The organism is Vibrio sp. 10N.286.51.C3 (assembly GCF_003050065.1).
Lineage (GTDB): Bacteria > Pseudomonadota > Gammaproteobacteria > Enterobacterales > Vibrionaceae > Vibrio > Vibrio crassostreae.
Genome location: NZ_PIGC01000029.1, coordinates 1 through 24604 on the forward strand (window position 1 = coordinate 1; position 24604 = coordinate 24604).

Annotated in this window: 18 protein-coding genes; all 18 read left to right on the forward strand. The window is 45.0% G+C overall.

The window, feature by feature from the left end:
- Positions 1-490 precede the first annotated feature (490 nt).
- The 18 genes from CWO27_RS22245 (at position 491) to CWO27_RS22330 (ending at position 24561) form a co-directional block, all read left to right on the forward strand.
- Positions 491-2722, forward strand: coding sequence for an inverse autotransporter beta domain-containing protein (locus CWO27_RS22245; RefSeq protein WP_107899504.1), 2232 nt, complete (start codon positions 491-493; stop codon positions 2720-2722).
- A 50-nt stretch (positions 2723-2772) separates the two neighbouring features.
- Complete coding sequence (locus CWO27_RS22250; RefSeq protein WP_107899505.1) at positions 2773-3504, forward strand: hypothetical protein; 732 nt, start codon at positions 2773-2775, stop codon at positions 3502-3504.
- A 73-nt stretch (positions 3505-3577) separates the two neighbouring features.
- Positions 3578-4504, forward strand: coding sequence for a hypothetical protein (locus tag CWO27_RS22255; RefSeq protein ID WP_102479048.1), 927 nt, complete (start codon positions 3578-3580; stop codon positions 4502-4504).
- Between the two features lie 287 nt (positions 4505-4791).
- Positions 4792-5481 (forward strand): hypothetical protein, encoded by a 690-nt coding sequence (locus CWO27_RS22260; RefSeq protein ID WP_240698059.1) that lies wholly within the window; start codon positions 4792-4794, stop codon positions 5479-5481.
- Positions 5482-5799: 318 nt separating this feature from the next.
- Entirely contained in the window at positions 5800-8397 is a 2598-nt protein-coding gene (locus tag CWO27_RS22265; RefSeq protein WP_107899506.1) for a hypothetical protein, read from the forward strand.
- A 92-nt stretch (positions 8398-8489) separates the two neighbouring features.
- Positions 8490-10124 (forward strand): carboxylesterase family protein, encoded by a 1635-nt coding sequence (locus tag CWO27_RS22270; RefSeq protein ID WP_107899507.1) that lies wholly within the window; start codon positions 8490-8492, stop codon positions 10122-10124.
- A gap of 335 nt (positions 10125-10459) precedes the next feature.
- A complete protein-coding gene (locus tag CWO27_RS22275) occupies positions 10460-11239 on the forward strand; it encodes a winged helix-turn-helix domain-containing protein (protein WP_107899508.1) in 780 nt (259 codons plus the stop codon).
- 187 nt (positions 11240-11426) lie between these two features.
- Complete coding sequence (locus tag CWO27_RS22280; protein WP_240493290.1) at positions 11427-11747, forward strand: hypothetical protein; 321 nt, start codon at positions 11427-11429, stop codon at positions 11745-11747.
- 402 nt (positions 11748-12149) lie between these two features.
- Complete coding sequence (locus CWO27_RS22285) at positions 12150-12869, forward strand: GntR family transcriptional regulator (protein WP_102479407.1); 720 nt, start codon at positions 12150-12152, stop codon at positions 12867-12869.
- Positions 12870-12969: 100 nt separating this feature from the next.
- Positions 12970-13866 (forward strand): methylisocitrate lyase, encoded by an 897-nt coding sequence (gene prpB / locus CWO27_RS22290; RefSeq protein WP_017107119.1) that lies wholly within the window; start codon positions 12970-12972, stop codon positions 13864-13866.
- A 147-nt stretch (positions 13867-14013) separates the two neighbouring features.
- Positions 14014-15216, forward strand: coding sequence for a bifunctional 2-methylcitrate synthase/citrate synthase (gene prpC / locus CWO27_RS22295; protein ID WP_102271039.1), 1203 nt, complete (start codon positions 14014-14016; stop codon positions 15214-15216).
- Between the two features lie 100 nt (positions 15217-15316).
- Positions 15317-17953: a Fe/S-dependent 2-methylisocitrate dehydratase AcnD gene (gene acnD, locus CWO27_RS22300; protein ID WP_107899510.1), complete on the forward strand. Its 2637-nt coding sequence runs from the start codon at positions 15317-15319 to the stop codon at positions 17951-17953.
- 9 nt (positions 17954-17962) lie between these two features.
- Positions 17963-19135: a 2-methylaconitate cis-trans isomerase PrpF gene (gene prpF / locus CWO27_RS22305; RefSeq protein WP_107899511.1), complete on the forward strand. Its 1173-nt coding sequence runs from the start codon at positions 17963-17965 to the stop codon at positions 19133-19135.
- A gap of 118 nt (positions 19136-19253) precedes the next feature.
- A complete protein-coding gene (locus tag CWO27_RS22310) occupies positions 19254-21158 on the forward strand; it encodes a propionyl-CoA synthetase (RefSeq protein ID WP_107899512.1) in 1905 nt (634 codons plus the stop codon).
- 148 nt (positions 21159-21306) lie between these two features.
- Positions 21307-21753, forward strand: a complete 447-nt coding sequence (locus tag CWO27_RS22315) for a hypothetical protein (RefSeq protein ID WP_107899513.1) — start codon at positions 21307-21309, stop codon at positions 21751-21753.
- Positions 21754-21991: 238 nt separating this feature from the next.
- Complete coding sequence (locus CWO27_RS22320) at positions 21992-22393, forward strand: glycine zipper domain-containing protein (RefSeq protein WP_017062298.1); 402 nt, start codon at positions 21992-21994, stop codon at positions 22391-22393.
- Between the two features lie 203 nt (positions 22394-22596).
- Positions 22597-23076 (forward strand): GNAT family N-acetyltransferase, encoded by a 480-nt coding sequence (locus CWO27_RS22325; RefSeq protein WP_107899514.1) that lies wholly within the window; start codon positions 22597-22599, stop codon positions 23074-23076.
- A gap of 72 nt (positions 23077-23148) precedes the next feature.
- Positions 23149-24561 carry a bifunctional NUDIX hydrolase/phosphatase PAP2 family protein gene (locus CWO27_RS22330; RefSeq protein ID WP_107899515.1) on the forward strand — a complete coding sequence of 471 codons (1413 nt, stop codon included), beginning with the start codon at positions 23149-23151 and terminating at the stop codon, positions 24559-24561.
- The last annotated feature ends 43 nt before the right edge of the window (positions 24562-24604 follow it).

Below are 24604 nucleotides of genomic sequence, written 5' to 3' on the forward strand. Positions count from 1 at the left end.
GGACTAAGGATGTCAGAGTATTTATCAAAGTGATGGAAGGTATTACATGACCGAAAAGTATTGGCAAGTTGGCTTTCTAAAGACATAAAAAAATCCGATATTAGTTTCCTAATATCGGATTTTGAAGCCTTTTGAGGATCGGTCAAATGATCTCACAAATTTCTTAACTGATCGGCATTACACCCAATTGGTGCGCTTTTTTTATGTAACATCGGCATTTATGAATAAGTTCGCAACAAAAGTACGATGAAAAAAAATCCTATTTTTTGACGTAACGATTTATCGTGCGATAACCCATATTAATTGGTAATTCATCTGGTAATTTAATCAATAAAAAACTAAAAAAGTTCTAAATTACATACCTTTTAGCCATCACTTCACCTTCCAAATTATTGAATTTCAGTACTTTTCATCTTTCACGGTGAATCACGCGGTAATTCACGCTTTCTTGATTAATATTCTGAAAAATTTTTGAAGAATCCATTTTGTCATGTTTAAGCCACGAACCATTAATGCTGTGTTCTTACTGCCATGTAGTTTGGCTGTGAGCCTAGCATGTTATGCAAACCCATTAGAGGCGAGCCAATCAAAACCTATAGAGGTAGCGACAAACGCGCAAGCCAGCAATGAGCAAGCGACGGTAAAAAATACCTTTGTCACGTTTTCAGCTTATCAAGTCGATGCAGCGCTGCTAAATACCATTATTAGCATGAGCACCTATTGCCGTGAGGTTGAAGTGGGAAAGGACGAGCTTCAGTGTGGTCCATACAGTGATGCGGAGTGGAAAACGGTAGAGCCACTTATTGCTGAATTGACCGATCACCAATATCAGACTCGCAAGGGACTAAATAGTGCTTCGTTGCCAAACTTGGCTTTGGACGAGGGTAAGCTTAACGAAGTTAGCCCTTATGTTGCTCCCGTGACTTCTGAACTGGTGACCATTGCTCAACAGCAGTCTGAACAGGGCAACATTCGCGCCTACCAAGAGCAAGTGCCATCGCGTTTGGTGGCTGCTGGTGTGAGTGAAACAGAAGACTGGTTATCTGAGGCTTTTGATGGCGCACAGTTTGATTTAGGCGTCTCTTTAGCGAAAGGCAGCAAATGGCAAGTTGATCAGGTTGAAAGCCTGTTCCCTTTTTGGCAAGCCGACGATAAATCTTTGTGGTTTATTCAAGCGGGTGCTGTGTTTAACCAAGACGACTTCCATGGCCGAGACTTCTCGCACATTGGTACGGGTTATCGTCAACTCGCTGAAGATGAGTACTACGGGGTAAACACCTTCATAGATTATGACCACCAGCGCTATCACCGAAGAATGAGCTTAGGTGTTGAGTACGGGGTGGGCTACGGAAATATGAGCTCCAACTTCTATTTTCCTCTGTCAAATTGGAAAGATTCGCCGGACGAGTATGAAGGGATGAACAGCCTTGTTGAAAAGCCTGCGAAGGGTTGGGACCTCACGCTAGAAAGCTATCTACCGATGGATACACGCTGGAAGTTAAGTGGCACAGCGGGTCAATACCTTGGTCGATACGTAGAACATCGCGATGGCAGTAACCCGACCAAAAACCCGTTGCGTTTCGAGTTAAACACCGAGTTTAAACCGACCAAAGAGCTGGCGTTCTCGTTGGGATACCAAAACGAGGAAGGGGCAAGTGAACAGTGGATAGCTGGTGTTAACTATACCTTGTCTCTTGGCGGTTTTTACGAGCCTGAGCGCCGTGAAGTTTTCCAAAGTTCGCTACCAAAACAAGACCGTTTAACGGACTTTGTTGAACGTGACCATAACATTGTTTTGGAATACAAACAGAAATACGCAGAGATCAGTATTCGTCTGCCTGAATCTGTAGTGGTTGCAGAAAATTCTCAGCAGTCATTAGCGGAGTGGATGGAGGTGAAAGGGGGACCTGACATCGTCTCTTACACCTGGTTAGGTACTGCTAATCCGTATCTGAACAGTCAGAGTGCTTCGGTACCTTTTTTTACCGCGCCAAGCTACCGCTATGACGGCAACAATACACTGTCGCTCAAGGTGAGATACAAGCTAAAAAGCGGCCAAGTGAAAGAGTCTAACACCATGTCGATTACCGTCACTGACAGTAAGTTTCTTGAGTCAATTTCGTTTGAACCAGAAACCGCGACCGCGGGTGAAAGCATCGTTGCGAGTGCCTTATTGAGCAAAGCCGTTGCCGATATCCCGGTGACCTATCAAATCACCGCTGAAGACTTAACATCTTTGACGTTGAATGGGGAGACGTTAGAGCTGGAACCGAACCAAGCGAACTTCGTTTACCAAACCGTCACCAATGAAGAAGGCATCGCTGAGCTGGTTTTACTCAGTCATGTGGCGCAATCCGTCACGGTAATAGCAATTTACGATCAGAACGAACAAGACGCAAAGCAAGGCAATATCGAGTGGTTAAAGGGCAGTGTCTATCGTGTTGACCTGTTTCATGAAGGGCATCGTCTAGATGAAGACCTATTCACGACGGAAGCCATCACGGCTTATGTGTTCGAAGATGAAGCGGCGGTATTAGACCTTTCTCAATACTCGTTCCAATGGTTCCGAAGAGAGCATGATACTCAAAACGAATTTACCAAGGTGGCGAACGCCAATCAGCAAAAGTACGTGTTGAAAGGCGAAGACCAAGGGTTCCAATTCAAAGTCCAAGTGACAAAGAAAAAACCGTCGGATTCAAAGTCGGCGACAAACAACAAGTAATTCATAACTAACAATAAAACATGAACGTTTTCGTTCAGAAAGGAAAGACAATGAAAAAATCAATGATCACTATCGGCCTACTTATGGGTGGTTTTACAGCAACAGCAGCTTGGGCTATCGACAGCGTTGCCACTGCACCTGTACAAGGCCACAAACCAACAGTAACGGCTCCTGCGGTGACGACAACTGATATTTTATGGACACCTGCGGATATTGAAGTCGAATTCGATGCACCGACTCTTGAAGACCAAGACGATGATGCCATCACCAAGGTGACGTACTGGTTAGAAGACTCGAGTGGTACCGAATACGCAAAAGTAGTTGAAGCGGATATCAGCGAATTGGACGACGGTGTCATTACATTTTCAAACTTCAATGAGCTAAAAAACAAACAATTAAACCTAGTGTGGCAAGTTCATACTCAATACGGCTACCCGTCAACAACGCTTGTCTCTGATAAAGTAGAATCGAATGACTTCAACGTTGCTGCAGCAATGGCCCTAACCATCAGCGGTACAGCTGAAGTGGGTCAAACTCTGACGGTACACGCGGATGACGGTGCGGTTGTTGACCTGGCTAAAGCAGATGTGACGTTCACACTGACAGAAAATGAAACAGACACAGCTGGCCTTTACCAGAAAGGTGATGCTGAAGCTGCGCTTCAAGCGGCGCTGGTTGACGCCGGTAATGACCTAACATTCGTATTACCGAAAGAGGCACAAGGTTACACGATCACTGCGTCTATGAACGAGGCACAAATTACTCGTGCTTCACTACGTTAATCCTTTGATTCTGCTTTAACCACTAATCAAGCGGGCTGTTTTCAGCCCGCTTTCTCTCGATAGGGGTACAACCATGATACGTCAATCCATCATCACTATTTTGGCTTTATGCTGTTCTTGGTCAGCGATGGCAGAATGCCCTGAAAACCAAGTTTGCTCTAACCACACGCCAGCCATTTCAGGCCACGGTTACCCAACTGATATGCCTGAATGGAATGTCGCACCGAGTGAGAACAACACCATCGGCACTGGCCCTATTTCCGTTCGTCCTATTCAAGATCTCGATCCCGATGGCGATGAGGTCATTGCTGATTCAAAAAACTACCAGTGGTGTAATGATAAGGGAGAGTGCTTTGCGAATTCGCCAACCCTGACCATCAACCCATCAGACATTGATAAGGTGTTTAATAAAGGCGTGGGCTTTAAACCTCTGACCGTGACATACAGCGGCAAGGTTGACAAGGGCTATCCGGAAGTAACGCGCACTTTTGAAAGTGAACCATTACCCGTGGCACTTGAGTACCCACCAGATGGCACCAAAGGCATCTGTTACGAAGCGCAAACCGTCGATTTTATGAATGTTGCAATTACAAATATTGGTTTAAATCCATCCGGAAGCAGGCAGTATCGGTTGAGCTTTCCGACGCTGGCGTTTGATTTTTTGCCAGGGGTGGTAGAAATGACAGAATTGGCAAGCCTGTCACCAGTGCACTTCAGCCCATCGACCCCAAAATTTCAAGACAAAAAGCTACCCGAAACGCTGGTTGTTAACTTCTCGTACGATGGTCATAACTCGATACCGATTGCGCTTACCAAGCAACCGATTCCTCCTAGTTTTGGGCTTGTGAAGTATGAAACGATTGGTCAAGATTTTGGTCTATCTTACCCTGAGGTAAACCCTGAAATAACTATCAGGAAACTTGACTTCCAATTCATGATGGCGGGCAGTGACCAAGACAGAAGAAAGAGCATGGTCAATTGCCAGCAGTTTGATCGCTAACCATCGCGACACAACCCATTCAGTTGGTGATGCTTTTTCAACTAACGAGCACTGAGGGCAAATAGATGCTTGCCTTCAGTGACTGCTAATCAACCATTTTGATATCAATCAGCTGTGGATATCAATTTAGTGTGGGATGGCAGGCTTGTTTTCGCCGTTATATTCCACTGCCTCAGCGCGCATAAAATCACGATTCAATGCGCCAATTTCTATAGTTTTTAGAACAGGCCGCCTTGTGCTTTTTAATCATTTTACCTTTTTATTGAACCACCAAGAGACAAACAACGATGAAATTTTCTCCTATTTACGCGGCATTGCTCACCAGCTTAGTCAGCATTTCAGCAGCCCATGCTGCTCAATACTCTCAGAACATTGCAGAAGGCTATGGCGCTGCAGGTATTAGCCCCCACTTGAAGTGTTTAGATTACAACCCTGCTGGTGCCAGTGATTACTGTGTTGCTAATTTTAAACCGAAAGGGCTTACCTTAGAACCTAATCAAAATGTCTTGATCACCACGCCGGTTTCGTTCCCACAGGGCGAGTGGTACCCAGAGCAAGCTCCAGCACAAGTGGTGATTCGCGGCTCAGATGGTCGAAAAACAACTTGCTCGAATTTAGGCAACAGCCAGTGGTCTTGTGTGCTTCCAGAGTCTGGTTACCACAGCACAGGTGTTCAGATAGAACTGTGGGTGGACGGAATCGTACGCAGAATGTGGGGCGGTGAACTGACCGTCGACGACTTGGTGGAGCCGGTACCGATGGAGGCGTGTATTGACCGCGCGATTGCCTCGATTGAATTATGGAAACATCAGGGGTTTGATAGCTATCGTTATACCGCAGAAAAGCTGCATTTAGCGCTTGAAGGGCTACCGACTATCCCTTACCAAGACAGCATCGATGAAAATGCTCTGATTCTGGACATTTTACACACCTGCGCCTTGCAAAGTGACGAGGTGCCTGCGCTTCTTAAGCCATAACACTAGCGATTCTTTCACTGAGTGAGCCCACCTTCTACGAAGCGGGCTCACTTCTGCTAACTCATTGAATTAACAAGCTCTAAAAAAAGCTCATAAAACCTAAACTAACGGTAATTCACTGTATTTCACGCCAAATCAAGCACAAGCTTGGCGGGTCTTTAAAGGTTGCTTGCTTTTGGCTGTGACTTCCAACAACGGCCATTTGGCTGACCGTATTCAATGGCATTCGTTGCTAACGAGCTCGAAGCGGTTGAGGTTTTAAAGGCCTTTATCTCCATTTAAATACTGTTATTTTCAAACAAAGAGACTGAAATCTTAATGAAATTTTCTCCTATTTATGCGGCGCTGCTCACAAGCTTAGCCAGCATTTCTGTGGCGCATGCTGCTCAACACTCTCAGAACATTATTGACGAATATGGCGCGGACAACATTGATCCCCACCTTAAGTGTTTAGATTTCAACCCACATGGTGCCAGTCAATATTGTGTTGCTAATTTTAAACCGAAAGGGCTTACTTTAGAGCCAAATCAAAAGGTCTTGCTCACCACACCAGCTTCGTTCCCACAGGGCGAGTGGTACCAAGAGCAATCCCCAACCAAAGTCGTGATTCATGGCTCTGATGCTCATGATTCTACCTGTTCGAGCTTAGGGAACAACCAGTGGTCTTGTTTGCTTCCTGAGTCTGGTTTCCACAGCACCGGTGTTCAGATAGAACTGTGGGTGGCCGATGGCGTGCGCAGAATGTGGGGTGGCGACCTCATCATGGACGATTTGATCCCTGATGCGCCTGAGATTGAAAACGCATCTGCTACATTTGTACCGGCAAAAGGTGAAAACCTGACCCGAGACGGCAAAATGTGGCTAGCGACCCAAACGCCAATCAATGTCACGTTAGACTTTGATTTAGTTAACGGCAGCACAAACAGTTTTGCTAACCAACCTATTCGAGTGCTACTGGAAAAAACGGTCGGTACTGGCGAAGACAACACCACAGCAGAGTGGGTCACGCTATCAGGCCAAAGCCACAGCATCAACAGTGGTCACAACACCATCACGGGTCAGGTTATCCCTTCACAAGGTTGGGATTCAGCGGCGTTCTACAGTGTATCGCTGGGTTATAAGCTGAACGACAATGACATACCGGTTTCTTTTGTTGATCCTCAAGGCCGCACCACAATGACAGGCCAAGGCGCTTACTTGAGTGCATCGCCAATGCGTATTGTCGACTCTAACAACTCAGACAGTACCTGTGTGTTGACACAAAACACCCCACAATCGTGTGACTTTATTGCAAACGGTAGCGGTGTAAAACTGACGGGTCTTAATGTATGGCAAGATGATGATAACCGACAAATCATCCAAGCGGGCACCCAAACTAAAACGTTACAAGGTGGCCACGTAAAAAACGACGTCGCGTTTGATCTTCAAACCACAGGCAAACAGACATTTTCTTGGAACAATGTTTCTACAGTCGTCACGTACAACACTGATGCCAATCAAATTGTGCTTGCCGATGCAGATGCAACGAACGATGTGGTTTACGACAACGCATACATCAACGGTGCCGTTACCAAGGTGACAAACAAAGGTAACCGAAATGGCAGCCGTGAAGCGCGTAATACTGGTATTCAAGTTTCACTCGATACACTGGATCACAGTGCTATTTCAGGTTTGGAAAGTGTAACTTGGTCGGTAGAGTATCCGCTAGTTGAACTTGTAAAGGTGTATGCACCAGACCTACCGAGCTTAGCTGAAGAGGCGTTGAAGCTGGTAGAACAGACAATCAATAGTACTATTTTAGCGAATGCTTCTGAGTTCTCTGAAGAAGGGCAGTTCTACCTTGATGTCGCAACTCTAAATGACTCTATCGCAGATGCCGCTGCTAATTTAGGTGGTGAGTACGCAAAATATCTTCCTCGTTTTGCTAACGTTGTACTCCCACTGGATCTTGTCGCGAATTACCGTGTTCATGGCGTTGATAAGGTGAAGTCAAAACGTTTCAATATCGCGATTGGTGACCGAGGTAAACGTATTGTTAACTTCGAAAGCAATGGTAACGTGCAGTGTTTGACCAATGTTGGCGGCAAGTTTGCATTCCAAGACTGTGACACATCACAAGCGGTAAATGAAAATACAGATCCTAACGTGCTGTTTAAATTTGTACCAGCGGCGCCTGGCACTGTCACACACCCGACGAATGTATTCCAAGTTCGCCCTGCGAGCGATGATACACAGTGTTTAACGGTGAACGGTTACAGTAGTTACAATGTGGTCAGCCAAGGATGTAATGTTGACGCTGGTGTGTCTCAATTGTTCTCTTTTAAAGCGCAATCTGATAACCACCTAGAGGAGTCCATTGTTACTTCAGGTAATACTGCAGAGATGACGATTGCTTCATTGTTGAATGGTCGTATCTTTGACCGCAGCGGTGGTGGTGCAGGCAATACTCAATTTGGCGACCTGATCGTTTACCCGAAAAATGGTGACAAGGGTTCAATGAACCAACATATGTTTGTTTCGCGTTTCGGTATTCAGAATGAAGCGGACCGACCGCAAACTGTGCCAGTAGATTTAACCATGAGATGTCAAACAGGTAAGTCATTTTTGAGCTTCTGGAGCCGTATCCAATTGACGGCGACCAACAACTCAGATTACGACGCGTATGTTCGTGTTAACTGGAATGAGCGTTGGGAACTGGTTCGCGCCGGTACAACTCGAATGGTCGATAACCGTTTAATGAATATGCCGGTCGCTTTCGACCAAGTGTATCGTTTCTTCCCAAAGTTTAACCCACACAACGCATTCTTCTCATTGCCTGCTAATGAAACCGCGTGTGAAACAGGCTGGGGCCGACCAAACCTTGATTTCACTGAGACCAAGAAAGGCTACAACGCTTGGACAGTTGCTCCTGAATAATAGTTTGTAAGCATATGGAGCAAGGTGAGTAACCTTGCTCCTTTTTTCGATTTTTATAAATAACACTGATTCTCTATTTTATGAGTAAGCCGATGAAAAATACATTATCAATCTCGATTGCAAGCGCCATTCTAGCGTTAAGCAACCAAGCCATTGCAGCACCAAGCGTGGATATCGAAGGGGCAACACTACAGGGCATAGCACATTCGCCGGTGGGCTACTCATCACAAGTCGATGCGTTTATGGGCGTAAAATATGCTTCAGCAGAACGCTTTCAGGCACCCAAGCTTAATCACTTTGAAGCTGGCGTTCATTATGATGTGACTTCTGCAGGGGATATCTGCCCGCAAATACCTCACACAATGGAAGTGAATGGCGTAGTACAAGAAACACAAAGTGAAGACTGTTTAAATGCGAATGTTTGGCGCCCATCAGGTGTTGATCAAGATGAAAAGCTGCCCGTTTATGTGTTCATTCATGGCGGTGCATTTGAGCTTGGCTCTAGTACGGTTAAGCAGTTTGATGGGGCGAATATTGTCGCTAAAAATGCAGGCGAGGGTAACCCGTTTATTCTGGTTAGCATGAATTACCGTTTGGGTATTCTTGGTAGTTACTACAGTGACCAACACTCTGGTAACTACGGTATCCAAGACCAGAAGGCAGCGTTACAGTGGATCCATGCGAATATCGGCAATTTTGGTGGCGATGCTGACAACATTACCCTGTTCGGCGAAAGTGCAGGTGCGATGTCAATTGGCATCCAATTAATGGATGAGCAACAAAACGCTCACCTGTACCAACGTGCCATCATGGAAAGTAACCCATATGGCGTTAAGTACAAAGATGCCGAGTCAGCGAAATGGGTAGCAGGTGTTGTTCAAGATAAGCTAGGAAAGGACAAAGACATTACTAGCGTGCCTTTTGAAGAGATCGTGGATGTTCAAGTTCAAATGAAAGCTGCAGCAACGCAGCTGAATAGCTTGACCAGTATTACCCCTAAAACAGCGGGTCTGTTATCTTGGGCACCCTATGTCGATGGAGAGACTGTCACGTATCAGCCGAGTGAACTAAAATCGGTAAATGGTGTTGATGTGATACTGGGTTTCAACCAAGATGAGTCGAATATCTTTGTTGCGCCGTTTGATGCGCTTCTTGATTTACCAGGCAGCTATAATTCACTGATCGATCTGTTTTTCGGTGCAGATAAGGGTTCTAAGCTACGTGAGATTCCAGAGTTCAAATTAAGCTTCTGGAATAGTACCGCAGCAAAGCGTAAAGCTAATGCCCGCAAACTAATGAATCAAGTGCTGTTTGCGTGTTCATCTCAACAGGTTGCGCAAAACTTGGCTGCAGGTGGTTCGAATGCGGCGCTATACCAGTTCAACTATCAACCTGATTTTAGCCTTTGGCCTGACTACTACGTAGAGAGCTTTGCAAAAACGTGTAAGCCATCTGAGAGCTCATGTCATGGTGCAGAGCTTTCTTTTATTTTCGGTAATGAGGTGAATGCAGTATCTGGACCTGCTGAATTTTCTAATAAGGATAAGTCTGTTAAAGATGATCTTATGTCACAGTGGTTACAGACTTCTACGTTCACACCATACGCTTTAGAAAAAGACAATGTGACGGTCTTTAACACTAACGGTGAGTTTGTTACGGAAAATGATTGGGACAACACGCTTAATGCCAGTTTATGTGAACAAGTAAACCAAGTGATGGCTTTGTAGCCTTTATTACAGAAGCATGAGCCGAAAGCCTGACCATTATTATTCTAAATTATTTGTTAGATAAATGGTTAGGTGTAAATTGAAGAGCCACTGTTTATGTATAAAACGGTGGCTCTTTTATTTTCTTAATAAACCAAAGAAATATTAGGTGAAATAGTAAACTTTTTTCTTCTATTTTTGCGTAGTGATATGGGGTAATTAAATCCTTTCTAGGATTCATTTCAATTCTGATTGGACGAGTGTGTCTATCAAGTTGCTTACTGGGTATAATTGATTTGTTGTTACAATCAATGTGATCTTATGAATCTTAATGCTTTAATGGGGCTTTTCTATCAATGAATGTAGAATTTGATAGTGGGAAAAATAAAATAACTTATCGAGAAAAGGAATTACTGCTCAATAATAACGAGTTTAAATTAGCTATTCTTCTATTGGGGAAGCAAGGAGAAATGGTCGAAAAGTCGACCATATTAGATACAGTTTGGAAGAACAAGGTGGTGACTGAGGGGTCGATAAAGCGAAGTATTTCGCTTTTGAGAAAGGCCTTTTATGATCTAGAAGCGAACGTTGAAATTACGGCATTCCGCGGTGTTGGCTACAGCATAAACACGAAACTGAATGTATTTATCGATAACACACTGATAAGCCTGGACTCTGAAGAGCCAGAACATGAAAAGAAAGAGCCCATATATCAGGAGATTACAAGCAAGATATCCAGTAAGGCCAAACCTATATTAACGTTCTTTATTAGTTTAAATTTTGCTGTTGGTGGTTACTTTTTGTACCAGGATTTTGCTTACTCAGGTTTGTCCCAAATCTCCCCATATATGAAAGATTCTTTTATATCATCTGATTACCATTTACAGGTCTTGGAGAGTCGTACAGGTAATAATATCAACCTGATCACTTTAAGGGATCATACTGCACCGAAGTCATTATTGAATCTTATTAATCAATTGAATACTAATATGACGCTATTTTATCAAGTTGATGGTAAGAAGGTTTACTTCGCATATGCGTTAGAAGAAACTTCGCAAAACTCTTATGCTAATAACTATATAGTCTCAGTTCACTCTCAAAATGAAAAAATTAAAAATATTCTTGAAAAATTTTAATAAGTATCACTTTTTCTTTCTATTAAGCTTAATTTTTATGCTTTTTTCTTTTATCGGGCATTATACGCATCAGAATCGTCACAACTTAAACTTTGTCTACAATTATAAACAGTACGTTGAAAGAAAGAACGGGCTCAAACTCAAGACATTAAGCTCGACTAATTTTACTGATGAGCACTTTTCAATCATGTCTTACTCTTTTTCGAATAATGGCGATGGGGTGTTGTTTACTTCTGAAGCGCAAGTGGTTGAGAGACACAAAAATGTTTTCGAGTACTGTCTATATGATTCTGAGGTAGAGGACTTTACTGAACATAAAACCGATCCTCACTTTGAAGAGTTGTTTTTCACGGCATCTGACATCGTAATGAAAACACGAACCCGAGATGTGAGTAGTAGTGCAGTGAATTACTTTAGTGAACACATTGTACTCATTAAGGGTGGGATATTTGAGTTCCCAACATTGGTGACGCGTTCTCGTAGTTCACAATACGTACCAGTAATCTGATTAATGTTAATAATCAATAAGCAATAGTTGAACGGCAAGTGTCGGATATAGGCTGGTTAGTTCTAACGCACTCTTGGTTTGTGGTGGTCTCAGTTTCAAATCTATTAACGCAAGCTTTTGGTCTTTTAGGCCTTCAATTTTGGAAGGCCTTTGGACACAAGAGTCACTACATGGCTATGTCCTCTTTGATTAGCTATACGTCCCGCTTTACTAATCATGCGGCCCAGCCCACGGCGCTAATTTATCCTTTTAATCTCATTCAACTCACTCTTTCGGTGTCATACCTTAGTCTAAATTGTCGACAATTAGCTTGATTGTCGACAATTTAATCGTGTATTTTATGCTCATGTTATAAAATTGTTGACAATTAAGGCTCAACAATCAGAAGTGAGCAGCGTGAATATGAATACTGCGATAAAAGATCTCACCTTAAGTGCAAACACGAAAACTCGTGTTAGTGACAAAGAAAACACCAAGTCGGAAAGCCTGACTGAATACCTCGTTGAAGCGATTGTTAATGGTGAACTATCACCGGGCAGTAAGATCTCGGAGCCTGAACTGGCTAAACGCTTTGAAGTAAGCCGAGGTCCATTACGTGAAGCGATAATGCGTGTGGAAGGGCTAGGGCTTATTGAGCGAATTCCTCATGTCGGCGCTCGAGTTATTACTTTTTCGGCAGACAAACTGCTAGAGCTTTACGCCGTGCGAGAGGCATTAGAAGGCATGGCTGCTCGATTAGCGGCGAGACACATCACACAAGAAGAGTTGATCGGGCTTGAAGGCTTATTGTCGACACATTCTAAACATATCGATGAAGTCGAAGGCTCTTCTTATTTTCATCAACATGGGGATTTTGATTTCCATTACCGCATTATCAAAGCGAGTCGTAACAGCAAACTCATTTCGCTGTTGTGTGATGAGCTTTATCACCTATTACGCATGTACCGCTACCAATCGCCTAGAGCACAGTCTCGACCAAAAGAGGCGCTTGATGAACATAAATACATTTTACAAGCTATTCGCAACCGTGATGAAGAGCTAGCAGAAATGCTAATGCGAAGACACATCTCGGGTAGCCGATCGCTTATAGAGCAACAAATTCAATCCAAAGATCTTGAATAACTGGCGACTGGTATCTGTCAGCGGGTCAGAGCTGGCTATAACCAAAAGCCGTAAGTCTTAAAGGTTAGCTAGAAATAATCAATTAACAGGGAGCGTCATTATGAAGTTATCAGCAGGAGCTAAGTTCCGACAAGCTGTGCAAGACAACGACCCATTGCAGATCGTCGGTACGGTGAATCCGTATTGCGCGATGATGGCAAAGAACTTGGGGCATCAGGCGATCTATTTGTCTGGTGGAGGCATCGCCAATGCGTCTTATGGTTTGCCTGATTTAGGTATTACGACATTGAACGATGTGTTGGTCGATGTTGAACGTATTACCAACGCGTGTGATCTACCATTGCTGGTGGATATCGATACGGGATTTGGTGGCGCGTTCAATATTGCGCGTACGATTCGCGCGATGGAGAAGGCGGGCGCGGCTGCTATTCATATGGAAGACCAAGTCGCTCAGAAACGCTGTGGTCATCGACCAAATAAAGCAATTGTTAGTCAGCAAGAGATGGTCGATAGAGTCAAAGCGGCAACCGATGCTAGAACTGATGACAGCTTTGTGATTATGGCGCGTACGGATGCATTGGCGGTTGAAGGAATTGACAGTGCGATTGAACGAGCTATTGCGTGTGTTGAAGCAGGTGCTGACATGATTTTCCCTGAGGCGATGAATCAACTCGATCAATACGTGAAGTTCTCGGCGGCGTTGAAATCAGCAACGGGTAAACACGTGCCTATCTTGGCCAACATCACTGAGTTCGGCCAAACACCACTCTACAACTGTCACGAGTTAGCCCAATCAAGTGTCGACATGGTGCTTTACCCATTGAGTGCGTTCCGTGCGATGAACAAAGCGGCGGAGAATGTTTACAAACACTTGTTAGTTGAAGGCAATCAAGAAGCCCTGTTGGATTCAATGCAAACCCGTAAAGAGCTGTACGAACACCTTAATTACCACGACTACGAGAACAAGCTTGATCAGTTGTTTTCAAGCGAAGGGTAAAACCAGTTTCAATTAATCAAAAATCAACTTAATCCAATAACGTGAAATGGTTAGTCGCCATATCCAGTACCGATGATAAAGATCATCGGACATATAAACAGGCAGCACCAAAGAGTGCAGGCGGCTAACACAGAAAAGGAGTTCACCATGTCTGTATCTTTGAGTGATAAAGCAGCTGTCGATAAGGCTTCAACAGAAAACCAACAACAAAGCGAAAAATCAACAAGCGCACCTGCAATCGGTGGTGCAGGTCTACGTGGCCAGAGTGCGGGAACCACGGCGCTATGTACGGTAGGAAAATCAGGTACCGGCTTAACCTACCGTGGTTATGATATTACCGACCTTGCTAATCATGCTCAGTTCGAAGAAGTCGCGCATCTGCTACTAAGAGGTCATTTACCCAGTGAAAAAGAGCTAGATGATTACAAAACACTGTTGGTTGGTTTGCGCGGCTTACCTCAACCTTTGAAAGTAGCACTAGAGCTTATCCCAGCAGACGCTCATCCAATGGATGTGATGAGAACGGGCTGTTCAATGCTAGGTAATCTAGAGCAAGAGACTGATTTTTCTGAGCAACTGCCCGCGACTGAACGAATGCTCGCGCTTTTCCCTGCCATTATTTGTTATTGGTACCGCTTTAGCCATGATGGCGTGCGAATTGATACTGAAGATCAAAGCGAAGCCTGTCTGGGTGGCTACTTCTTGAAAATGCTAACGGATAAAGCGCCTAGTGAACTTCATAAGAAGGTGATGCACTGCTCACTAACCCTTTACGCGGAACATGAGTTTAATGCTTCAACTTTTGCCGCTCGTGTGTGTGCATCCACACTGTCAGATATCCACTCTTGTGTCACCGCAGCGATTGGTACGTTGAGAGGTCCTTTACATGGCGGTGCGAATGAAGCGGCGATGGAAATGATCCAAGATTGGCAAACCGCTAATGAAGCAGAAACTAACATCATGCAGATGCTTGCTAACAAAGACAAAATCATGGGCTTCGGTCATGCCATTTATCGCGAAAGTGATCCTCGAAATGCCTTAATCAAGCGTTGGTCAAAAGAGCTAGCTCAAGAGGTGGGTGATAAACAGCTTTACGACGTTTCAGAACGTGTTGAAGCGGTTATGAAGCGCGAGAAAGGCTTGTTCTGTAATGCGGACTTTTTCCACGCATCGGCCTACCACTTCATGGATATTCCAACCAAACTGTTTACTCCGATCTTCGTGATGAGCCGCCTTACGGGCTGGACGGCGCACGTGTTCGAACAGAGAGAAAATAATCGCATCATTCGTCCAAGTGCAGACTACACCGGCCCAGAGCATCAAGACTGGCTGCCTATTCATCTACGTTAGTCCTCTATATCGAGCCGACTTATGTCTTGAGGTGACTTTGTCTTCACATGATAAGACCTCGAGAACCAACGAATAGAATTTAACAGATAATGGTGGATGTATGTCTGATGTAAAACTTGAACAAGCTCAGTACCTTGATAAAAATCAGTACCGGAAACTTTTACCCGGAACCCATTTAGAGTATTTCGATGCTTGCGAAGCGGTAGAAGCGATATCTCCGGGCAGTTATAAAACCTTGCCTTATACGTCGAGAGTATTGGCAGAGCAATTAGTAAGACGCTGTGATCCTGAAACCCTTGAAGACAGCTTAAAACAGATTATTGAACGCAAGAGCGACTTAGATTTTCCTTGGTATCCTGCGCGCGTGGTGTGTCATGACATTCTTGGCCAAACAGCCCTAGTAGATTTGGCTGGTTTACGAGACGCGATTGCCGACCAAGGCGGAGACCCTGCCAAGGTGAACCCCGTTGTCGAAACTCAATTGATTGTTGATCACTCTCTGGCAGTGGAACACGCGGGCTTTGATAGCGAAGCCTTTGATAAAAACCGCGCGATTGAAGAGCGGAGAAACGAAGACCGTTTTCATTTTATTGAATGGTGTAAAACCGCGTTTAAAAACGTGAGTGTGATTCCTGCGGGTAACGGGATCATGCACCAGATTAACTTGGAGAAAATGTCTCCAGTTATTCAATCTAAAGAAGGCATCGCGTTTCCTGATACCTGTGTCGGCACAGACAGCCATACTCCTCATGTCGATGCTCTGGGCGTTATCGCTATCGGTGTAGGTGGCTTGGAAGCCGAGACTGTGATGCTCGGTCGCCCTTCGATGATGCGTTTGCCAGACATCGTGGGTGTTAAACTTACCGGTCAAAGGCAAGAAGGTATTACGGCTACTGATATTGTGCTCGCAATAACGGAGTTCCTTCGCAATGAAAAAGTGGTTTCTAGTTACTTAGAGTTCTTTGGTGAAGGTGCTCGTGCACTGACTATTGGCGACCGTGCCACTATATCCAATATGACGCCTGAGTACGGTGCGACTGCGGGGATGTTCTACATCGATGAGCAGACTATTCAATACCTTAAACTCACAGGACGAGAGCCTGAACAAGTTGAACTAGTCGAACGCTATGCCAAGCAAACCGGACTTTGGGCTGATGACTTAGATTCCGCTCAATACGAACGTGTGCTTGAGTTTGATTTGTCAAAAGTTGAGCGAAATCTTGCAGGGCCATCTAATCCCCATCGTCGTTTGCCTACCAGAAAGTTGGCTGAACAAGGTATCAGTCAAGCATCTTGGAAAGAGCAGCATGCTAAGCAGTGTAACGATGATCAAATGCCCGATGGTGCCGTGATCATTGCGGCAATTACCTCTTGTACTAACACCAGTAATCCAAGAAACGTGGTCGCTGCCGCACTGGTGGCTAAGAAAGCCAATCAACTTGGATTAGTTCGCAAGCCGTGGGTCAAAACATCATTTGCTCCGGGTTCTAAAGTTGCCAAGCTCTACCTCGAGTCGGCAGGTTTGCTTCCTGAACTTGAACAATTAGGCTTCGGTATCGTGGGTTATGCGTGTACGACCTGCAACGGAATGAGTGGGGCGTTGGATCCTAAAATCCAACAAGAGATCATCGACCGCGACCTGTATTCAACCGCTGTGTTATCTGGGAACCGAAATTTCGATGGTCGAATTCATCCTTATGCAAAACAAGCGTTTTTAGCGTCACCGCCATTGGTGGTTGCTTATGCCTTAGCGGGTACGATGCGCTTTGATATCGAGAAAGACAGCCTAGGTACAGACAATAACGGCCAACCAATCTATCTAAGTGATTTGTGGCCAAGTGATGCTGAGATCGATGCCGTTGTTGGTGAGCATGTTAAACCTCAGCAATTCCAACAAATCTACGTAAAAATGTTCCAGCCAGACGAAGATCAGGTAACGACTGAACCGCTTTATGACTGGCGACCTCAAAGCACCTATATTCGCAGGCCACCTTATTGGGAAGGGGCTCTTGCGGGAGAACGAAGCCTTTCAGGGATGAGACCTTTAGCGATTCTGGGTGACAATATCACTACGGACCATTTATCTCCTTCAAATGCGATTCTCGCTTCGAGCGCGGCGGGGGAATACCTCACCAAAATGGAAGTTCCGGAAGAGGACTTTAACTCCTACGCGACCCATCGAGGTGATCACTTAACCGCACAACGAGCAACCTTCGCCAACCCTAAACTGTTCAACGAAATGGTGAAGGACGCAGGAGAAGTCGTTCAAGGTTCATTAGCAAGGGTTGAACCCGAAGGTCAAGTTACGCGAATGTGGGAAGCGATAGAAACCTACATGAACCGTAAACAACCTTTGATTGTTGTTGCTGGTGCTGATTATGGACAAGGTTCATCACGTGACTGGGCAGCCAAAGGGGTGCGCTTAGCGGGTGTTGAAGTGATTGTTGCCGAAGGCTTTGAACGAATCCACAGAACCAACTTAGTCGGTATGGGTGTGCTGCCCCTGCAATTCAAAGCGGGAACGGATCGAAATACCTTACAACTCGATGGCACCGAGCTTTACGACGTTTACGGTGATATTGAAGCGGGTTCTGATTTGGCTCTAGTCATTACTCGTAAAAACGGTGAAAAGCTGGATGTGCCTGTAACCTGCCGACTAGACACTGCAGATGAAGTGAATGTCTATAGCGCTGGTGGCGTATTGCAACGTTTCGCCAAAGACTTTCTCGCACAGTAGGACCTGGTTATGAACATCAAACAGATAAAAGTACCTGCTACCTACATGCGGGGCGGAACAAGTAAAGGCGTTTTCTTCAACCTAAGTGACTTACCTAAAGCGGCGCAAGTTGCTGGAGAAGCTAGAGATACATTGTTGTTGAGAGTGATTGGCAGTCCAGATCCTTATGGCAAACAAACCGATGGTATGGGTGGGGCAACATCCAGTACCAGTAAAACCGTTATTGTTTCGAAAAGCAGTAAAGCCGATCACGATGTTGATTACTTATTCGGTCAAGTAGCAATAGACAAGCCGTTCGTTGATTGGAGCGGTAACTGCGGTAATTTGTCTGCTGCTGTAGGCCCATTTGCTATTCATAGTGGATTGGTCGATTCGAATCGTATTCCAGAAAACGGCGTGGTCGAGGTGCGAGTATGGCAAGTGAACATAGAGAAAACCATTATTGTTCATGTACCTATCGCTGACGGGGAAGTCCAAGAGTTGGGTGACTTTGAGCTCGATGGTGTCACTTTCCCAGCTGCTGAAATCCAAGTTGATTTCCTAGATCCGGCCGATGCGAGTGGCTCTATGTTTCCAACAGGGAATGTTGTCGATTTTTTAGATGTTCCCGAATTGGGCTGCATCAAAGCGACATACATCAATGCAGGAATACCAACCATTTTTGTTGATGCAGAATCGGTGGGTTATCAAGGCACAGAGCTTCAATCGGATATCAACAGCGATTCAAAAGCCTTGGCATTGCTTGAATCCATCCGAGCACATGGCGCAGTTGCAATGGGGCTGATTGATTCTTTAGAACAAGCGGATTCACGCCAACACACACCGAAAGTCGCGTTTGTTGCTAAGCCTCAAGCGTATCAAGCTTCAAGTGGTAAATCGGTATTAGCTGACGATACCGACCTTCTGGTGCGAGCTTTGTCTATGGGGCAACTGCATCACGCCATGATGGGCACAGCTGCAGTCGCCATTGCTTCAGCGGCGAGTGTTCCGGGTACGTTAGTGAACTTGGCAGCCGGTGAGGGTTCCCGTGATTTTGTGACCTTTGGCCATCCATCAGGAACCTTAAAGGTGGGAGCTAAAGCTTTGCAGGCCGAAAACGGTTGGAAAATAGAAAGGGCGATAATGAGTCGTAGTGCCCGAGTGATCATGGAAGGTGCCATCCGTGTGCCTTTTCCTAAGTAAAGCGATTGTCGTGAACGGTTAAATGTTCACGAACACAACGCTGAGAAAAGAGTGCTAACAAGTGCTACAGCGAAAGGCTAGGCACTTGGAGAAATGGATAAATCATGGAGGAGGCACTATGTCTGCTACGAATCGAATGAACAGAAAAACAGACTATATAACCGAGTATCAATGGGCGAGGGAAGATCCAAATTCGTTTTGGGAAACACAATCACAAGCGATAGATTGGTTTGAGTCACCAAAAACGATATTACAAACTGACCATAACGGTATTGAGCGCTGGTTTCCTGATGGGGTGATGAACACGTGCTGGTTGGCTTTAGATTATCATTGCGAAAATGGTCGTGGTGATAAAGTGGCATTGATTTACGACTCTCCAGTTACAGGGACTCAATCATCGTACACTTACAATCAATTGCGTGACCAAGTGGCAAAAGTCGCTGGTATGCTAGCTATGCAAGGCGTTACTAAAGGCGATCGTGTTGTTATCTACATGCCAATGATTCCTGAAGCGGCGATGGCAATGTTGGCCTGTGCAAGACTAGGCGCGGTTCACTCGGTGGTGTTTGGCGGGTTCGCTCCTCATGAGCTCGCCGTTCGTATCGAAGATGCCGAGCCGAAGGTATTGATTACTGCCTCTTGCGGTGTCGAGATAAATAAAGTACTGCCATATAAGCCTATGGTCGACAGAGCGATCATGGACAGTCGTTGGAAGCCTGAGAAAGTCGTCGTATTTCAAAGAGAGCAAGCTTTAGCTGAATTGAGCAATGAACGCGATGTACTTTGGCAGCAAGCGGTTAACGATGCATTGCCGCACAGTTGCGTTCCTGTTTTGGCAACCGATCCTTTGTATATTCTTTACACGTCAGGCACTACGGGTAAGCCAAAAGGTGTGGTGCGTGACAATGGTGGTCATGCGGTCGCGATGAAATACTCGATGAGCACTATCTACGATATGCCGCAAGATGGTGTATTTTGGGCAGCTTCTGATGTCGGCTGGGTCGTGGGACATTCCTATATTGTTTATGCACCATTGATTCATGGTTGTACTACGATTCTGTTTGAAGGCAAGCCAGTACGAACACCCGATCCCGGTGCGTTTTGGCGTGTGTGTGAAGAATACAAAGTCGATGTATTGTTTTCTGCGCCAACCGCATTTAGGGCCATTAAGAAAGAAGATCCCGAAGGCGAGTTACTTACCAAGTATGACTTAACATCGCTCAAGTCGATTTTCATGGCCGGTGAGCGTTTAGACCCGCCAACGTTGGATTGGGTAGAATCTCACACCAATAAACCGGTTATCGACCACTGGTGGCAAACCGAAACGGGTTGGGCTATTTCTGCCAATCCGACAGGGCTGGAATCTTTGCCAGTGAAAGCGGGTTCTTCCACTAAACCTGTTCCGGGTTATCAAGTGGAGATTCTTAATGAACTCGGTGAAGTAGCACAGCCGAATCAGCAAGGTTTTGTTGCACTTAAACGTCCACTACCACCCGGTTGTCTGCCAACGGTTTGGCGTAATCATGATCGATTTGAGTCTGGCTATCTGAGCCAATTCCCGGGCTATTATGTTTCGGGTGATGGTGGCTACCTTGATGAAGATGGTTATCTGTTTATCATGGGGCGTATTGACGATGTGATAAACGTAGCGGGGCATCGTCTTTCTACCGGTGAAATGGAAGAGATCGTTGGTGGTCACCCAGCCATTGCAGAGTGCGCGGTAGTCGGGATTCATGATGACTTAAAAGGGCAGCTACCTCTTGGTTTAGTTGTGCTGAAAGATGGCGTAAAAGTCGATGGCACTGAGTTACAAGCGGAGTTGGTTGGCAAGGTTCGTAATGAGATTGGCGCGGTAGCTTGTTTTAAGCAAGCCTTGGTTGTTGAGAGACTCCCTAAGACACGCTCCGGTAAGATTTTACGCAGAACCATCCGGCAGATCGCCGAAGGTGAGCAGTACGTGGTGCCTTCGACGATTGATGATCCGACTAGCTTAACGGAAATTGCTGAAAAGCTCGGCAAATAGGCTTAGCTGTTTGGGTAATTTGATCGTCGGCTCGTATATTAATACATAAGCCAGCGTGATGGTTTACCTAAACTCTACTTTATTCATCCGTTTATCCATTGCGTTTACTATGACCTCATTATGAACCCCACGTATTGAGGTCTTTTTTATGCGATCTTACTTTTTGTTGATTGCTTTACTGGTTAGTGGCGCTGCTAGTGCCAGTATTTCAAAGGATGAAGCGAGCAGAGCGTTGTTAGAACCCTTGAGTCATCCCAAGGTATTTAAGTGTGTGTCCAAAACTGGCGTCGATCTCTATAAAGCGGTTTTTGATATTGGCGTGGGGTATGAAGCCGACCCGATTAACTCGAAGATGATCGTTAATTCAAGGAAAGGCCGCTACGAATATCAAATTTTGGGGGCGGTAAGGTCTGAAAGAGCCGGTGAAATTGTCGTGTTGACTCGCCATGTGGGAGACGGGGTAAAAGTGGCTGCTATGATCGATGAGGAAAGTGGCAAGGTCCTTGGGATTGGTGATAAACACCACTATCGAGACTGCGGTGTAAGACCGCCACCTAGTGCAGAAAGCATGCAAAACTTTTGGTCCAAAGGCTAAGAGCGACATCTGAAAGACAAGAATTATAGAGAACGAGCGATTGAGGCGACCTTATTGGTCGCCTTTTTTGTTGGTGAGGATAAAACGAGCTCAAAGATATGTATCATTAAGTAGTTATACGATGGCTGGATAATGCATAGCTGAACATGATGTATCGTCTAAACGTGGCTTTATTTATCTCATTAACGGATCTGCTTAAGATGGCTTTACTCCAAACGAAGAACTAAGCGAGACTCCTATGAAATTCACTAAACCTTTTCTTTTAGCGACACTGATTGTGACTCTTTCTGGTTGCGCATCACCAGCAATGGATAACGAAAATGAGAATGCTGCACGTAATCGTGGTGCTGTAGGTGGTGCTTTATTAGGAGCAACAGCAGGCGCTCTAACTGGAGATGCGAGTTTAGCCGTGAAGGGTGCCGCATTAGGCGGTGTGACCGGTGGTGTTGCTGGTTCAATGAAAGATACGGACGATGCAAGAAACGCACAACGAACCCAAGTTACTGCCGATGGCCTAGCGCAAGACAATCGCACAGATGCAGAAAAGCGAGTTGCTGAAGTTGAGGCTGAAATTAAGCTTATTGAACTAGAACAACAGCTTGCTGATCTCAAAGAAGAGAAAGAAGATAACGGTGCATAAAGCGACAGCTGCAGCAAAAACCACAGCTTCGATATTCGTTTAATTCAAAATGATTCACACAGAATGGCCACGCAATGTGGCCGTTTTTGTATCTAAAATACGCACTTCAAACAATGAATTAATTCAATAACTTGTATAGATACTCACGGCAAGTAAACTAGACTCAGTTTAGATATTAATTTGGTTTGAGAAGCGCAATAGTCATGAACGTCACTTTAAGGGCTGCAAAATACACGGATTTGGAACAACTTAACGAGTTAATGTTCGATCTACATCATCACCACCACCTTGCTAGCCCAGAGCACTTTAAAACGGCAGAAGAGATTGAGCAGGAAAAAAGCATTGCACGATACTTAGATGATCCTGAATGCTTGGTTTATGTGGCATTAAAAGGCGATCTCATTGTTGGTTTTATCTCTGGACATTTTTGTGAGCTTATCTCAACGGTGAGTAAACCAGTGCCGATGGGGAGTGTCGATGAGCTGTTTGTCTTACCTGATTATCGAAAAGAATCCATTGCTGAAAAGTTGTTTAACAAAGTTGAAAGTACTTTTGATGATTATGGGGTAGAACAAGTCTTTGTAGAGGTTTGGGACTTTAATTCACCTGCCAAGGACTTCTATCAAAAAATGGGGTTCACACCTCACATTCAATGGATGAGGAAGGCTTTGCACAAAACGTAGACAGCGATTTTGTGCGTGTTTGATTACACTAGAGCAGTCTTTAACTTTTTCTCTCATTTTTAGGTAAACTCGTTGGCTATTCGATATTTATTAGTTTTCATACTGTCTCTTTTGAGTACTACTTCCGCTTGGGCAAACAATACTTTGCCCGATCATATCGCGGGCGCTTTGTGTGTAGTACGTGCTGATAACCAAATCGTGTTGGTTGATGAGTTGATCACAGGTCAATTGTCTCTACCGGGAGGCACTGTGGTTTCAGGTGAGCCGCCAGCCGTCGCGGCGCAACGTGAAACGTGGGAAGAGGCGGGTTTGTCGGTAACGGTTGGTGATGTACTGGGTTACACCGATAGCGCCGTTGTGTTTGATTGTGTCTCTGATTCTGAAGTGATCAGCTATCAAGCTCGAAATGAGCTAGGTGGTTTTGAGTTACCGATTTGGTTCGCACCTCATTACGGAGTAGAAGTCAGCCGAGCGATGTTATTACCGCCAACTGAGTTGCAAGCTAACCAATACCGTTATCCAGAGCAATGGTCAGAGATTAACGAGTTGTTTTTATCTGCTACAGATCAACCGGTGACTTATGTGACTGAGCTGGTGGGCGCGGCGCCGAAAGTTCATCAAGTTGAATTGAGCTGGATTGTTTCACTTCAAAACGCGTTCGATAGAATGCCGAGCGTGTTCGCGAATACTGTGCTTTTGACTGACTTGTTAGCGAAGCCTTGGGTTTTCATCGTGATATTGCCGCTAATTGTGTGGCATTTTGGTCGTAACTTCGCGTTGAAGTTTGGCTTCACTTTGATTTCGGTGACACTGCTAACTTTGATCGCACATCAAGGTTTTGGTTTTCCACGCCCGCATGCCTACTTGCCAACATTGAAGTTGGTAATGAGCAGTGGCTATAGTTTTCCAAGTTTACTGGCTGCTTTATGGGTGAGCTTAACTTTGTTAGTCTTTTGGAAAATAAAGCGTCTCTTAGAAAAACAATCAATATTGATTGTGCTTGCTGGCTTACTTTGGATCATGCTGTTTAAGTCGTATTCAGGCAGTGCGTTCTTTAGTGATGTATTAATGGGGGGCGTCTTAGGTGCCTTAACGACGTGGCACATCGTGAGGTTAGATGCAAAACCAGATGTTGATATTAGTGTTTTATTGAGTTCTAAGGGCGTGTGGTGGGCATTATGCTTATTGTCGATTGTTCTCACGGTGATATGGCCACTGCCTACATTCTCATTCTGGGTGGCTATTTTGATGACGATTGCATGCCTAGTGACGTTAACAGACTCGAAACCTTTGGTCGGTCAGTTCTCATTCAAGATCGTGGTTGGAGTGATGGCGATGCTGTTAGCGGGAAATCTGCTGATTAGCTGGGCAGGAAGTTTTGTCTCTTTCAGTGGTATTGCTTCATTTATTATTGAAACGTTACGTTTCCCAATATTGATTCTGTTTGGTGTGGTGGCATTTCGTCTGCCTTGGGCTAGAAATTAAGTAAAACGACTCATTTAAAAAAGAGAAGGCTGTGCAGTGCACA

Bases quoted from the DNA above. Each gene is read 5' to 3' on its own strand.
- CWO27_RS22245 (WP_107899504.1), top strand. From the start codon at position 491: ATGTTTAAGCCACGAACCATTAATGCTGTGTTCTTACTGCCATGTAGT.
- CWO27_RS22250 (WP_107899505.1), top strand. From the start codon at position 2,773: ATGAAAAAATCAATGATCACTATCGGCCTACTTATGGGTGGTTTTACA.
- CWO27_RS22255 (WP_102479048.1), top strand. From the start codon at position 3,578: ATGATACGTCAATCCATCATCACTATTTTGGCTTTATGCTGTTCTTGG.
- CWO27_RS22260 (WP_240698059.1), top strand. From the start codon at position 4,792: ATGAAATTTTCTCCTATTTACGCGGCATTGCTCACCAGCTTAGTCAGC.
- CWO27_RS22265 (WP_107899506.1), top strand. From the start codon at position 5,800: ATGAAATTTTCTCCTATTTATGCGGCGCTGCTCACAAGCTTAGCCAGC.
- CWO27_RS22270 (WP_107899507.1), top strand. From the start codon at position 8,490: ATGAAAAATACATTATCAATCTCGATTGCAAGCGCCATTCTAGCGTTA.
- CWO27_RS22275 (WP_107899508.1), top strand. From the start codon at position 10,460: ATGAATGTAGAATTTGATAGTGGGAAAAATAAAATAACTTATCGAGAA.
- CWO27_RS22280 (WP_240493290.1), top strand. From the start codon at position 11,427: ATGTCTTACTCTTTTTCGAATAATGGCGATGGGGTGTTGTTTACTTCT.
- CWO27_RS22285 (WP_102479407.1), top strand. From the start codon at position 12,150: ATGAATACTGCGATAAAAGATCTCACCTTAAGTGCAAACACGAAAACT.
- prpB (WP_017107119.1), top strand. From the start codon at position 12,970: ATGAAGTTATCAGCAGGAGCTAAGTTCCGACAAGCTGTGCAAGACAAC.
- prpC (WP_102271039.1), top strand. From the start codon at position 14,014: ATGTCTGTATCTTTGAGTGATAAAGCAGCTGTCGATAAGGCTTCAACA.
- acnD (WP_107899510.1), top strand. From the start codon at position 15,317: ATGTCTGATGTAAAACTTGAACAAGCTCAGTACCTTGATAAAAATCAG.
- prpF (WP_107899511.1), top strand. From the start codon at position 17,963: ATGAACATCAAACAGATAAAAGTACCTGCTACCTACATGCGGGGCGGA.
- CWO27_RS22310 (WP_107899512.1), top strand. From the start codon at position 19,254: ATGTCTGCTACGAATCGAATGAACAGAAAAACAGACTATATAACCGAG.
- CWO27_RS22315 (WP_107899513.1), top strand. From the start codon at position 21,307: ATGCGATCTTACTTTTTGTTGATTGCTTTACTGGTTAGTGGCGCTGCT.
- CWO27_RS22320 (WP_017062298.1), top strand. From the start codon at position 21,992: ATGAAATTCACTAAACCTTTTCTTTTAGCGACACTGATTGTGACTCTT.
- CWO27_RS22325 (WP_107899514.1), top strand. From the start codon at position 22,597: ATGAACGTCACTTTAAGGGCTGCAAAATACACGGATTTGGAACAACTT.